Consider the following 12,214-nt stretch of genomic DNA (forward strand, 5'->3'; position numbering starts at 1 on the left):
CGAGTTACGATCCCATGCGAGGTTAAGTGGAAAACACGGAGCCGCAGCGAAAGCGAGTCTGAATAGGGCGATTGAGTATGTGGTCGTAGACCCGAAACCAGGTGACCTACCCATGTCCAGGTTGAAGGTGCGGTAATACGCACTGGAGGACCGAACCCACGTACGTTGAAAAGTGCGGGGATGAGGTGTGGGTAGCGGAGAAATTCCAATCGAACCTGGAGATAGCTGGTTCTCTCCGAAATAGCTTTAGGGCTAGCCTCGGATCAAGGAATCGTGGAGGTAGAGCACTGTTTGGACTAGGGGCCCTTCTCGGGTTACCGAATTCAGATAAACTCCGAATGCCATCGATTCAAGTCCGGGAGTCAGACTGCGAGTGATAAGATCCGTAGTCAAGAGGGAAACAGCCCAGACCACCAGCTAAGGTCCCAAAGTATCTGTTAAGTGGAAAAGGATGTGGGGTTGCACAGACAACTAGGATGTTGGCTCAGAAGCAGCCATCATTTAAAGAGTGCGTAATAGCTCACTAGTCGAGTGACCCTGCGCCGAAAATTTACCGGGGCTAAACAGATCACCGAAGCTGTGGATAGAACCTTATGGTTCTGTGGTAGGAGAGCGTTCTAAGGGCGTTGAAGCTGGACCGTGAGGACTGGTGGAGCGCTTAGAAGTGAGAATGCCGGTATGAGTAGCGAAAGACGGGTGAGAATCCCGTCCACCGAATGACTAAGGTTTCCTGGGGAAGGCTCGTCCTCCCAGGGTTAGTCGGGACCTAAGCCGAGGCCGATAGGCGTAGGCGATGGACAACAGATTGATATTTCTGTACCAGTTGTTTTTGTTTGAACAATGGAGGGACGCAGGAGGCTAAGGAAAGCGTGCGGATGGAAGAGCACGTCCAAGCAACAAGTCTTGTGGTGAGTCAAATGCTTACTGCTTTAAGGACAAGTTGTGATGGGGAGGGAAATTAAGTACCGAAGTTCCCGATGTCACACTGCCAAGAAAAGCTTCTAGTTAGAAAACAACTGCCCGTACCGCAAACCGACACAGGTAGTCGAGGAGAGAATCCTAAGGTGAGCGAGCGAACTCTCGTTAAGGAACTCGGCAAAATGACCCCGTAACTTCGGGAGAAGGGGTGCTGACCGCAAGGTCAGCCGCAGTGAATAGGCCCAAGCGACTGTTTATCAAAAACACAGGTCTCTGCAAAATCGAAAGATGACGTATAGGGGCTGACGCCTGCCCGGTGCTGGAAGGTTAAGAGGAGAGGTTAGCTTCGGCGAAGCTTTGAATTGAAGCCCCAGTAAACGGCGGCCGTAACTATAACGGTCCTAAGGTAGCGAAATTCCTTGTCGGGTAAGTTCCGACCCGCACGAAAGGCGTAACGATTTGGGCACTGTCTCAACGAGAGACTCGGTGAAATTATAGTACCAGTGAAGATGCTGGTTACCCGCGACAGGACGGAAAGACCCCATGGAGCTTTACTGCAGGTTGATATTGATTGTTTCTGCTACATGTACAGGATAGGTAGGAGCCATAGAAGTCGGGACGCCAGTTTCGATGGAGGCATCATTGGGATACTACCCTTGTAGCAGGACCAGTCTAACCCGCCGCCCTTATCGGGCGGGGAGACAGTGTCAGTCGGGCAGTTTGACTGGGGCGGTCGCCTCCTAAAAAGTAACGGAGGCGCCCAAAGGTTCCCTCAGAATGGTTGGAAATCATTCGTAGAGTGCAAAGGCAGAAGGGAGCTTGACTGCGAGACAGACAAGTCGAGCAGGGACGAAAGTCGGGCTTAGTGATCCGGTGGTACCGCATGGAAGGGCCATCGCTCAACGGATAAAAGCTACCCTGGGGATAACAGGCTTATCTCCCCCAAGAGTTCACATCGACGGGGAGGTTTGGCACCTCGATGTCGGCTCGTCGCATCCTGGGGCTGTAGTCGGTCCCAAGGGTTGGGCTGTTCGCCCATTAAAGCGGCACGCGAGCTGGGTTCAGAACGTCGTGAGACAGTTCGGTCCCTATCCGTCGCGGGCGTTGGAAATTTGAGAGGAGCTGTCCTTAGTACGAGAGGACCGGGATGGACACACCGCTGGTGTACCAGTTGTTCTGCCAAGGGCATTGCTGGGTAGCTATGTGTGGAAGGGATAAACGCTGAAAGCATCTAAGCGTGAAGCCCCCCTCGAGATGAGATTTCCCATCATCTAGAATGAGTAAGACCCCTGAGAGACGATCAGGTAGATAGGCTAGGAGTGGAAGTGCAGCGATGTATGGAGCGGACTAGTACTAATCGGTCGAGGACTTAACCAAGATTTAGAATAAAAAAAGCAAGCGATGAATGAGCTTTGGTCAGCTGTTCAGTCGTGTTATGGATTCAGTTTTGAGGGAACGTTGTTCCTTTAATTAAATAATTGTGCGGTGACGATGGCGAGAAGGTCACACCTGTTCCCATCCCGAACACAGAAGTTAAGCTTCTTAGCGCCGATTGTAGTGAAGGGTTTCCCTTTGTGAGAGTAGGACGTTGCCGCGCATTTGTTTTTATTAATAATCTTTCTAATTTTGCTTGCAGAATATAGGAGGATATTGTATTATATTCAAGAACTCTCGTTTATGAGGGAGGTTTAGCTCAGCTGGGAGAGCATCTGCCTTACAAGCAGAGGGTCGGCGGTTCGATCCCGTCAACCTCCATTATCTGACTTTCAAACGGATCAGATAAAGAGATTTAATTTATTTGAGGCATTAGCTCAGTTGGTAGAGCATCTGACTTTTAATCAGAGGGTCGCAGGTTCGAACCCTGCATGCCTCATTCTATTATTAATAATAGAAAACGCGGGTGTGGCGGAATTGGCAGACGCACTAGATTTAGGATCTAGCGCCGCAAGGCGTGGGGGTTCAAGTCCCTTCACCCGCATATTAGCCGGCTTAGCTCAGTTGGTAGAGCATCTGATTTGTAATCAGAGGGTCGAGGGTTCAAGTCCTTTAGCCGGCATTTTTTTGCGGAAGTAGCTCAGTGGTAGAGCACCACCTTGCCAAGGTGGGGGTCGCGGGTTCGAACCCCGTCTTCCGCTTCATAAGTCTTCTCGATTATGAAGAATTTTTTCTAATATGCCGGGGTGGCGGAATTGGCAGACGCACAGGACTTAAAATCCTGCGGTGAGTTTCACCGTATCGGTTCGACCCCGATTCTCGGCATTGTTTTATACGCAGCCATAGCTCAACTGGATAGAGTACCTGACTACGAATCAGGCGGTTGTAGGTTCGACTCCTACTGGTTGCATTTTTATTATCGGGAAGTAGCTCAGCTTGGTAGAGCACTTGGTTTGGGACCAAGGGGTCGCAGGTTCGAATCCTGTCTTCCCGATTAACAATAACCATTTTGGTTTATTGTCTTGGCGGTGTAGCTCAGCTGGCTAGAGCGTCCGGTTCATACCCGGGAGGTCGTGGGTTCGATTCCCTCCGCCGCTATTACTTGCAAATGGATCAGCTTATAATAATGTTATTATTGACAGCCTGGACCTTTAGCTCAGTTGGTTAGAGCAGACGGCTCATAACCGTCCGGTCGCAGGTTCGAGTCCTGCAAGGTCCATATTATGGTTATGGGGAAGTACTCAAGAGGCTGAAGAGGCGCCCCTGCTAAGGGTGTAGGTCGGATCATACCGGCGCGAGGGTTCAAATCCCTCCTTCTCCGTTGCAGTTTTATTATTTATTTACCATGGCCCGTTGGTCAAGCGGTTAAGACACCGCCCTTTCACGGCGGTAACACGGGTTCGAGTCCCGTACGGGTCATTGTCATTGTTTATGACATATTTTAATATCAGCTTATTTCGGAGGATTACCCAAGTCCGGCTGAAGGGAACGGTCTTGAAAACCGTCAGGCGTGTAAAAGCGTGCAAGGGTTCGAATCCCTTATCCTCCTTCATTATCTTTTTATGAGATATGACATATTATTTTATTATCGCGGGGTAGAGCAGTTGGCAGCTCGTCGGGCTCATAACCCGGAGGTCACAGGTTCGAGTCCTGTCCCCGCAATTATCATGTTCATAGCATCATGATACACGTGAGCATTTGCTCACATTTACTTTTTAAATGCCGGTTCCGTGGTGTAGGGGTCAACATGCCTGCCTGTCACGCAGGAGATCGCGGGTTCAAATCCCGTCGGGACCGCCATGCGGGTGTAGTTTAGTGGTAAAACCACAGCCTTCCAAGCTGTTGTCGGGAGTTCGATTCTCCTCACCCGCTTTTTTTATGGGCCTATAGCTCAGCTGGTTAGAGCGCACGCCTGATAAGCGTGAGGTCGATGGTTCGAGTCCATTTAGGCCCATTTTTTTATTTACATGGCCCGTTGGTCAAGCGGTTAAGACACCGCCCTTTCACGGCGGTAACACGGGTTCGAGTCCCGTACGGGTCATATTTTTGTTTTACAGTACATGGAGGTTTAGCTCAGCTGGGAGAGCATCTGCCTTACAAGCAGAGGGTCGGCGGTTCGATCCCGTCAACCTCCATTGGTTCCGTGGTGTAGGGGTCAACATGCCTGCCTGTCACGCAGGAGATCGCGGGTTCAAATCCCGTCGGGACCGTTATTATCTTCTTAATGTATAGCTGCATAAGGAAGTATAATTCACTTGGACGTATGTCCACAGTATTGTTTCACAGATTGGCCTGGTAGCTCAGTTGGTAGAGCACTTGATTGAAGCTCAAGGTGTCGGCGGTTCGATTCCGTCCCAGGCCACCATGGAGGGGTAGCGAAGTGGCTAAACGCGGCGGACTGTAAATCCGCTCCTTCGGGTTCGGCAGTTCGAATCTGCCCCCCTCCATTAATTTTTTATCCATAGGGGTATAGTTTAAAGGTAGAACTACGGTCTCCAAAACCGTCAGTGTGGGTTCAATTCCTACTACCCCTGTTTGGATTATTATGGCGATTGTGGCGAAGTGGTTAACGCACCGGTTTGTGGATCCGGCATTCGTGGGTTCAATTCCCATCAGTCGCCCCATTTTTGGGCTATAGCCAAGCGGTAAGGCAACGGACTTTGACTCCGTCATCGTTGGTTCGAATCCAGCTAGCCCAGTTAATACAAGTTATATGGCGGTATAGCCAAGTGGTAAGGCACAGGTCTGCAAAACCTTCATCACCGGTTCAAATCCGGTTACCGCCTTTCCCATTAGGGATGAAAATTTGCAAAAATAATGTAATGCCGGCGTGGCGGAATAGGCAGACGCGCTGGACTCAAAATCCAGTGCCCGCGAGGGCGTGCCGGTTCGACCCCGGCCGCCGGTATCTTATAAAAAAGCTCAAAACGTAAATTCGTTTTGAGCTTTTTTTGTATTTGAGTATATTACTAGAACGCTATATTAGTGCCTAACATGCTTTTTAAGAGATAGAAAAGAGTTTCACCTATAGAATAACGTTAAGTCGATTAGAATGGATTTATTGGCCACAAGAGACAATACAAAATATTTAGTAACGAACTGTTTCATATTGTGGTACACTATTCAAAATGATTTTTGAAAAGAGGATGAATAGTGTGAAAGCAATTATTACAGTTACTGGAAAAGACCACAAAGGCATTGTTGCTTCTGTGAGCACAAAGCTGTCAGATTTAGATGTAAATATATTGGATATCTCCCAAACATTGATGGAGGAATATTTCACAATGATTTTGTTAGTCGATTTTACTTCTTCACCTTATAGTATCGTTGAAGTTCAGAAGGAAATGGAAGAAATTGAAGAGAAACAAAAATTGGTCGTTCGCATACAATCGGAAGCAATTTTTGATGCGATGCATACCTTATAAGGCAGGTAAATGATATGAACCGACAAGAAAATATACTGGAAACAATTCAAATGATTGCGGAAGATAAGTTAGATATCCGCACAGTAACGATGGGGATATCGCTCTTAGATTGTGCGGATTCTGACGGTGAAAAAGCACGTGAGAAAATCTATAATAAAATCACGACATACGCCGAAAGATTAGTTGCTGTTGCAAGTGAAATTGAACAGGAGTTGGGTGTTCCCATTGTGAACAAACGTATTTCCGTAACACCTATTTCATTGGTGGCTGGCGCTTCTTCTGACACTGACTATGTAGAATTTGCGAAAACATTAGATGCGGCTGCTAAAAAGGTCGGTGTAGACTTCATCGGTGGCTTCAGTGCATTGGTAGAGAAAGGGTACACGAAAGGGGATCGTATCCTGATTGAATCGATTCCCCGAGCTTTATCAGAGACGGATATCGTTTGTTCTTCGGTAAATATTGGCTCCACAAAAGCAGGCATTAATATGGACGCTGTAGCTCAAATGGGACGTATTGTGAAAGAGACTGCTGAGTTAACCGCAGACGCTGGTGGATTAGGAGCAGCCAAATTGGTTGTATTTGCTAATGCGGTTGATGACAATCCCTTTATGGCAGGTGCATTCCACGGCGTTGGTGAGGCGGATGTAGTGGTCCATGTCGGCGTAAGCGGGCCGGGTGTTGTGAAACGCTCACTTGAAAAGGTGAAAGGGCAACCCTTCGATGTTGTAGCAGAAACAATTAAAATTGCTGCTTTTAAAATTACTCGAATGGGGCAATTAGTCGGAACGATGGCAGCGGACAGATTGGGAGTTCCATTTGGTATTGTAGATTTGTCATTAGCACCGACACCGGCAATCGGTGACTCTGTGGCCCGAATTTTGGAAGAAATGGGCTTGGAACGTGTCGGAACGCATGGTACAACGGCAGCACTTGCTGTTTTGAATGATGCTGTAAAAAAAGGTGGACTAATGGCATGCGGACATGTAGGTGGCTTGTCCGGTTCATTTATCCCCGTTTCTGAAGATATTGGAATGATTGAAGCAGTTGAGTTGGGATCCATCACAATTGATAAACTGGAAGCTATGACGGCAATTTGCTCAGTCGGTTTGGATATGGTCGCTGTACCGGGTAAAACAAGTGCAGCAACAGTTTCCGCTTTAATCGCTGATGAGGCTGCAATTGGCATTATGAATCACAAAACGACAGCGGTTCGAATCATACCAGTACCAGGAATGGACGTCGGGGATGAAGTAGAGTTTGGTGGTTTATTGGGACGTGCGCCTTTGTTGGCTGTCAGCGAATTTTCTTCGGAAGATTTAATTGGTCGTGGCGGTCAAATTCCGGCACCTTTGCATTCGTTTAAAAATTAGAAAAATGAGCTAAAAATAGATAGAGTATGGGCCGGGAAATAACTCTAGGCCCTTACTCTATCTATTTGTATTTTAAAGCTGCTTATCTTCGATTTGAAAGCGGTATGTACGATCTTCGAATTGTTCATCAATCAGGTAGGTTCTTTCGACATAGGTAACGTGATTGTCCCAGTCCACGAGTAGGACAGTCGTGGATTTCGTGCCAAAGGTTTCAGTTTCAATAAAATTCGCGGATGCTTTCCTTCGAATAGCAAGTGGTAAAGGTGCATCAGGGATTTTGTGATCGGGAGCAGGTGTTTTATCCATCATCATTGCAAATAAATCGTTCAGATAATCTTTTTCGGATTGGATAATGATATCCAGCGTCTCACGCGTCTTTTCGACTTTGGGCCAAGGCGTATTTAATGTGGCATTACTGAGACTATGTGTTCCTTTCGTCAGAGCCGTAAAATCCGTATCAAGGGAATTAAAATGATAGAGTGTATCGACCGAACCCAACAGAACATTGAAGGGTTGGTAAGCATCTTTCTTTTTTATAAGCGCTTGGATAAAATTTTCTGCGGAGTCATTTTGAGTCAGGTAGTCCGTTAAAATATGTCCCCGCGATTGCTTGTCTGTTGCGGGTTCCGCAAATTCTTCACCGTGGCAATTGGTGATGGCGGCAATTTTACCATCTTTGGTAATACCAAACCAAGTGCCGCTGGCCTCTAAGTCTTTTCCCGCCAATAAATCGGGATGGGAAGACCAGAAGTCTGCTGCCGCGCTCGAACGATTATACGCTTCGTCGCGATTCGCAGCCAGGATGAGTTTATATCGTTCGTGCTGGCCGTAGTGGAAAGTAATTAAACACATAATGTATCCCTCATCTCCAATTTTCTAAAGTATAGCATCCAAAAACGCAATAACAAACATATAAAAAAGAGGGGGGAGAAATATCCCCACCCCTTAGTTTATTTAATTGTTTGTGCTTTTTTCATATAGGCATAGCCACAGTAGAAAATAATCGAACAAGCTAATAGGAAGAGTGGTACGAACGTTGGATTAGAGATAATTCCACCACCAACGATAATTAATGAACCTAATATTCCTAATAGAGGAACGACTTTATTTTTGCTCAGTTTGAATACTTTCAAATATAGCGAAATATACGTGATGTAACTGAAGACAATCGCAATTTCACTGATATCCCCGCCAGAAAGGAAGCCAAATTTCTGAGTTAGGTAATGAATAAGCAGCCAGCTGAGGGAGACTAAAATGGACAGTTTGGCAGCTGAAGGAGAGAGTTGTGTTTTTTCATTAATGACTTTAATACGCTCGCTTTTTGGAAGCATTCCTTTAAGTGCCATTGCTTGTGGCATCCGGAGAACACCTAATACCAAGCCATTCACCACACCAAGAACCGCGATTAAAATGAATGATAAGATTAAGGTTCCACCTTGTTCACCAAATAAAATCTGTCCGATTTGGTAAATAGTATTATCACGGTGCTCAAGGATATACTTCGGTCCGACTATCGCAACCATTCCCAAGAAATAAGCCAAGTATACAACTAATACCAATAACGGACCGATTGTTAACGCAATTGGCATATTACGTTTTGCGTCTTTAACTTCATGTGTAATACTTGTTGCCACAACCCAGCCGTCAAAAGAGAAGGCAGTTGCTGGCAACGCTGCTAGAAATCCCCAGCCTACTTGACTGAGTGGCACCACGAGGGTTTCGCTTGTGACAGGAACTGGTGCTTTCCAGAAGATTCCGATTAGTCCAATCCCAATCAAGGGAATTAATTTCATAATTGTTGAAATGTTTTGGAAACGACCGCCCAATTTCAAAGAAAAATAATTGAGGGTAAAGAAGAAAATAAGGTATCCTAACGCGATAAGCGTTTGTAACTCAAGAGTCGGATTCAATCCGAAAAGCATAGTTGTATAAATCCCAGCAACCCAGCTGACAACAACTGATATAGAAGGATAATAGGCAAAAATCTGGAACCAGCCGAATCCTGCAGCAGCAGGTTCAGAGATAAATTCCTCGAAGTAAGCAAGAACCCCGCCACGTCGATCCGAACGTGCAGCAAGTTGTGAAAGAGTGATGTTTCCAAAAATGACACAAAAAGCACCAATACAAAAGACCAAAACGCTTAAACCGACATTTCCTCCGGTAAAACCGAGGATGTCATCCGCTTTAAAAAATATTCCTGACCCAATCAGTATCCCGACAATCATCGAGATGGCAGTCCCAAGTCCGTAATGTTTAGTATTTGAATTCAATGATAGGCTCCTTTTAAAGATAATAATTTGCCTTATGATTATACTACAAATAGGGCGATAATGGCGTTTTTAAAAATTATTGATAAAAAGCTTGTTTTTTTAGTGAATCAGGAGTATGTTAGGAAACATAACATTTAATGTAATAAAAATTTTGACGCCGGAAAGAGATTGATTTATTCTGTAACAGGTTCAATCAATTAATCGACATTCGGGCAACTAACTGTGATTATTTTCAAGTAAAGGCGTGGTGAAATGAAAGAGAAAGAGTTACGTCGTTCCATGGCAGTGTTTACTATTGGGACAGTTATGAAGTTGACGGATCTCACGGCTCGTCAAATCCGCTACTATGAAGAGCAGGGTTTAATCGAACCGCAGAGAACGGAAACGAATCGGAGAATGTATTCGTTGGATAATGTTGATCGTCTTTTGGAGATTAAGGATTATTTGGCTGAGGGCTTGAATATGACAGCCATCCGCCGCATTTATGATGAGAAACAGCATAAATCAAAGCGTCCGCAAGAAGTGAAAGAACACCATTTGACAGACGATGATGTGCGCCGCATTTTGTATAAGGAATTACTGAACACCAGTAGTTTCAACCCGAATGATACGACTAGTTGGAACAAAAATCTGTAATTAAAAGAGGGATTAGGATGCCAAAGTATACGCGTGATGATATTAATAAAATTGCAAAAGAAGAAGATGTTCGCTATTTGCGCTTAATGTTTACAGATATTTTAGGAACGATTAAAAATATGGAAGTTCCAATCAGTCAGTTAGAAAAGGTATTAGACAATAAAATGATGTTTGATGGGTCATCGATTGAAGGATTCGTACGGATTGAAGAAAGTGATATGTATCTGTATCCGGACTTGGATACGTGGTTAGTTTTCCCATGGGGCTCAGAGCAAGGAAAGATTGCCCGCTTGATTTGTGATGTATACAAACCAGACGGTACACCTTTCGCCGGTGATCCTCGTAACAATTTAAAACGCGTTCTACGCAAAATGGAAGACATGGGCTTCACAGACTTTAATCTGGGGCCGGAACCGGAATTCTTCTTGTTTAAGACAGATGAAAATGGCAAACCAACTTTTGACTTAAATGACGAAGGTGGCTACTTTGACCTTGCCCCGACAGACTTAGGTGAAGATTGCCGTCGTGAAATCGTGTTGGAATTGGAAGAACTGGGCTTTGAAATTGAAGCGAGCCACCACGAAGTCGCACCTGGGCAACATGAGATTGATTGGAAATATTCACGCGCGCTTGAAGCATGTGATAATATTCAAACCTTTAAACTAATTGTAAAAACAGTTGCACGTAAGCATGGTTTGCATGCAACCTTTATGCCGAAACCAGTTTTTGGTGTAAACGGTTCTGGTATGCACTGTAATATGTCTTTATTCAACGAAGAGGGGAATGCTTTCTATGATGCTGGCAGCGAAAGCGGATTGAGTGAAACAGCGTATAAATTTATCGCTGGTTTATTGCATCATGCCAAAGCTTATACGGCCATCTGTAATCCGATTATAAATTCTTACAAACGTCTGGTTCCGGGCTATGAAGCACCGGTATACATTGCCTGGAGTACGCAAAACCGTTCACCGCTTATCCGCATTCCAGCTTCACGCGGCTTATCAACGCGCGTTGAGTTAAGAAGTGTGGATCCGTCAACAAATCCTTATCTAGCATTGGCAACATTGTTAGCTGCAGGTTTGGATGGTATTGCAAGTGATATCGAAGTGCCGGCGCCAATCGACCGTAATATTTATATTATGGATGCAGAGGACCGCGAAGCGAATGGTATTTATGACTTACCAAAAAACTTGGCAGAAGCGGTAGAAGAATTGAAGAATAACCCGCTTATCCTCGATGCACTAGGTGATCATATCAGCCGTAGCTTTATTGAAGCGAAAGAAATTGAAATTGCAACCTACATCAGTCAAGTAACGGATTGGGAAATCAATCAATACTTGCGTGCGTATTAAGAAAAGTAGAGAGTCTGGGATTTTTCCAACGGGTTCCGATTTGAGGTGCAAAGTAATGAAATCACATGTAAAATCACGCCACAAATCACAATTATAATCACAAAATTAAAATAATAAAAAGTGGAGATAATACTATGTTTAAATTAGTATTATCTCCACTTTTATTTAATTCGTAATAGTTTAAAATTACGTATAGCTTTACTTATTTAAAGATTGTTTGCAACTGTGCTTTTATAGGCAAATTTTCTTTTAGAATAGTAATAACTTTATCATAATCACTCTTTTTAAAATTAAATGTTTGTTGCATAAAACCACCTGATACTTTAATTTTTATATCATTTGAACTAATTACTATAACTTTCTCAATTTCATTCCATAATATAAGCTCTTTATATTTATATGTTGATATAAAACCTTTTGAGCTAATTCCTTCTTTAATCCTCGTGCTTATAAACATAAAAACACCTAATCCTCCAATCACATAATGAAGCCAAGTTTTCGCATAAAAATATGTAATAAATATTAAAATAATTACAGAAAGCAATACAGTAATAATTTCTAGATAAGTTTTTCTTGTTGGGAGTATTAATTGTTTCTTATATTTTAGCTCTTTTCTAATAATCCCAAGGAAAATAAATGGAAGAATAATATTGGGGAATTTTTTTTCACATATTATAATTATCAATCCAAGGCTAATTCCTATGATTAAATATTTATCTAAAGTACTTTTTTTCACCGATAATTCAACTCCACCTATATTATTTTTAGTACATATTATACATGCTTAATTTATTACAATTATTCAT

7 protein-coding genes, 27 tRNA genes and 2 rRNA genes (1 of these 36 only partly in view) are annotated in these 12,214 nt (G+C 44.0%); 33 read left to right on the top strand and 3 right to left on the bottom strand.

Translation table 11 applies throughout. The features are described 5' to 3' along the window. From G7058_RS06140 to G7058_RS06290, 31 genes are all read left to right on the top strand, one after another. Window positions 1-2,295, top strand: a 23S ribosomal RNA gene (locus G7058_RS06140); it begins 619 nt to the left of the window's first position. A gap of 104 nt (window positions 2,296-2,399) precedes the next feature. Continuing rightward, a 5S ribosomal RNA gene (gene rrf, locus G7058_RS06145) occupies window positions 2,400-2,515 on the top strand. 85 nt (window positions 2,516-2,600) lie between these two features. Next, window positions 2,601-2,673: transfer RNA gene (locus tag G7058_RS06150), tRNA-Val, on the top strand. Window positions 2,674-2,718: 45 nt separating this feature from the next. After that, a tRNA-Lys gene (locus tag G7058_RS06155) sits at window positions 2,719-2,791 on the top strand. 23 nt (window positions 2,792-2,814) lie between these two features. Continuing rightward, window positions 2,815-2,896 (top strand) — tRNA-Leu (locus G7058_RS06160). Between the two features lie 5 nt (window positions 2,897-2,901). After that, window positions 2,902-2,974 (top strand) — tRNA-Thr (locus G7058_RS06165). A 7-nt stretch (window positions 2,975-2,981) separates the two neighbouring features. Then, a tRNA-Gly gene (locus G7058_RS06170) sits at window positions 2,982-3,053 on the top strand. A 39-nt stretch (window positions 3,054-3,092) separates the two neighbouring features. After that, window positions 3,093-3,177 (top strand) — tRNA-Leu (locus tag G7058_RS06175). A gap of 11 nt (window positions 3,178-3,188) precedes the next feature. Beyond that, window positions 3,189-3,262, top strand: a tRNA-Arg gene (locus tag G7058_RS06180). A 10-nt stretch (window positions 3,263-3,272) separates the two neighbouring features. Further along, a tRNA-Pro gene (locus G7058_RS06185) sits at window positions 3,273-3,346 on the top strand. Between the two features lie 30 nt (window positions 3,347-3,376). Further along, window positions 3,377-3,450, top strand: a tRNA-Met gene (locus G7058_RS06190). A 47-nt stretch (window positions 3,451-3,497) separates the two neighbouring features. Then, window positions 3,498-3,571: transfer RNA gene (locus G7058_RS06195), tRNA-Ile, on the top strand. Window positions 3,572-3,583: 12 nt separating this feature from the next. Then, window positions 3,584-3,673, top strand: a tRNA-Ser gene (locus G7058_RS06200). 26 nt (window positions 3,674-3,699) lie between these two features. Beyond that, window positions 3,700-3,771, top strand: a tRNA-Glu gene (locus tag G7058_RS06205). A 40-nt stretch (window positions 3,772-3,811) separates the two neighbouring features. Further along, window positions 3,812-3,901: transfer RNA gene (locus G7058_RS06210), tRNA-Ser, on the top strand. 40 nt (window positions 3,902-3,941) lie between these two features. Further along, window positions 3,942-4,014: transfer RNA gene (locus tag G7058_RS06215), tRNA-Met, on the top strand. Between the two features lie 62 nt (window positions 4,015-4,076). Next, window positions 4,077-4,152 (top strand) — tRNA-Asp (locus G7058_RS06220). Between the two features lies 1 nt (window position 4,153). Beyond that, a tRNA-Gly gene (locus G7058_RS06225) sits at window positions 4,154-4,224 on the top strand. An 8-nt stretch (window positions 4,225-4,232) separates the two neighbouring features. Next, a tRNA-Ile gene (locus G7058_RS06230) sits at window positions 4,233-4,306 on the top strand. A 15-nt stretch (window positions 4,307-4,321) separates the two neighbouring features. Continuing rightward, a tRNA-Glu gene (locus G7058_RS06235) sits at window positions 4,322-4,393 on the top strand. Between the two features lie 21 nt (window positions 4,394-4,414). Then, window positions 4,415-4,487, top strand: a tRNA-Val gene (locus G7058_RS06240). Window positions 4,488-4,489: 2 nt separating this feature from the next. Continuing rightward, window positions 4,490-4,562, top strand: a tRNA-Asp gene (locus tag G7058_RS06245). Window positions 4,563-4,641: 79 nt separating this feature from the next. Next, window positions 4,642-4,717: transfer RNA gene (locus G7058_RS06250), tRNA-Phe, on the top strand. 1 nt (window position 4,718) lies between these two features. Then, window positions 4,719-4,799 (top strand) — tRNA-Tyr (locus G7058_RS06255). A 16-nt stretch (window positions 4,800-4,815) separates the two neighbouring features. Then, a tRNA-Trp gene (locus tag G7058_RS06260) sits at window positions 4,816-4,886 on the top strand. A gap of 14 nt (window positions 4,887-4,900) precedes the next feature. Next, a tRNA-His gene (locus G7058_RS06265) sits at window positions 4,901-4,976 on the top strand. A 4-nt stretch (window positions 4,977-4,980) separates the two neighbouring features. Beyond that, window positions 4,981-5,051, top strand: a tRNA-Gln gene (locus G7058_RS06270). A 16-nt stretch (window positions 5,052-5,067) separates the two neighbouring features. After that, a tRNA-Cys gene (locus G7058_RS06275) sits at window positions 5,068-5,138 on the top strand. 38 nt (window positions 5,139-5,176) lie between these two features. Further along, a tRNA-Leu gene (locus G7058_RS06280) sits at window positions 5,177-5,260 on the top strand. A 247-nt stretch (window positions 5,261-5,507) separates the two neighbouring features. Next, window positions 5,508-5,777, top strand: coding sequence for an ACT domain-containing protein (locus G7058_RS06285; RefSeq protein ID WP_166062726.1), 270 nt, complete (start codon window positions 5,508-5,510; stop codon window positions 5,775-5,777). A gap of 14 nt (window positions 5,778-5,791) precedes the next feature. After that, window positions 5,792-7,150 (top strand): PFL family protein, encoded by a 1,359-nt coding sequence (locus G7058_RS06290; protein WP_166062727.1) that lies wholly within the window; start codon window positions 5,792-5,794, stop codon window positions 7,148-7,150. Window positions 7,151-7,222: 72 nt separating this feature from the next. Here the strand turns inward: G7058_RS06290 and G7058_RS06295 are convergent, their stop codons facing one another. Together G7058_RS06295 and G7058_RS06300 are read right to left on the bottom strand one after the other, a co-directional pair. Next, the gene (locus G7058_RS06295; RefSeq protein ID WP_166062728.1) at window positions 7,223-8,002 is read right to left on the bottom strand and encodes an NRDE family protein; all 780 of its coding nucleotides are present in this window, start codon (window positions 8,000-8,002) and stop codon (window positions 7,223-7,225) included. 98 nt (window positions 8,003-8,100) lie between these two features. Then, the gene (locus tag G7058_RS06300; RefSeq protein ID WP_166062729.1) at window positions 8,101-9,420 is read right to left on the bottom strand and encodes an APC family permease; all 1,320 of its coding nucleotides are present in this window, start codon (window positions 9,418-9,420) and stop codon (window positions 8,101-8,103) included. A 252-nt stretch (window positions 9,421-9,672) separates the two neighbouring features. Between G7058_RS06300 and G7058_RS06305 the strand changes: the two genes are divergently transcribed. After that, window positions 9,673-10,056 (top strand): MerR family transcriptional regulator, encoded by a 384-nt coding sequence (locus G7058_RS06305; protein WP_166062730.1) that lies wholly within the window; start codon window positions 9,673-9,675, stop codon window positions 10,054-10,056. A gap of 17 nt (window positions 10,057-10,073) precedes the next feature. Beyond that, window positions 10,074-11,408, top strand: a complete 1,335-nt coding sequence (gene glnA, locus G7058_RS06310; protein WP_166062731.1) for a type I glutamate--ammonia ligase — start codon at window positions 10,074-10,076, stop codon at window positions 11,406-11,408. Window positions 11,409-11,610: 202 nt separating this feature from the next. On the opposite strand, the gene G7058_RS06315 is transcribed toward glnA, so the two are convergent. After that, window positions 11,611-12,144 carry a hypothetical protein gene (locus tag G7058_RS06315; protein ID WP_166062732.1) on the bottom strand — a complete coding sequence of 178 codons (534 nt, stop codon included), beginning with the start codon at window positions 12,142-12,144 and terminating at the stop codon, window positions 11,611-11,613. Window positions 12,145-12,214: the final 70 nt, after the last annotated feature.

Origin of the sequence: Jeotgalibaca porci (genome assembly GCF_011299095.1) — a bacterium.
GTDB lineage: Bacteria > Bacillota > Bacilli > Lactobacillales > Aerococcaceae > Jeotgalibaca > Jeotgalibaca porci.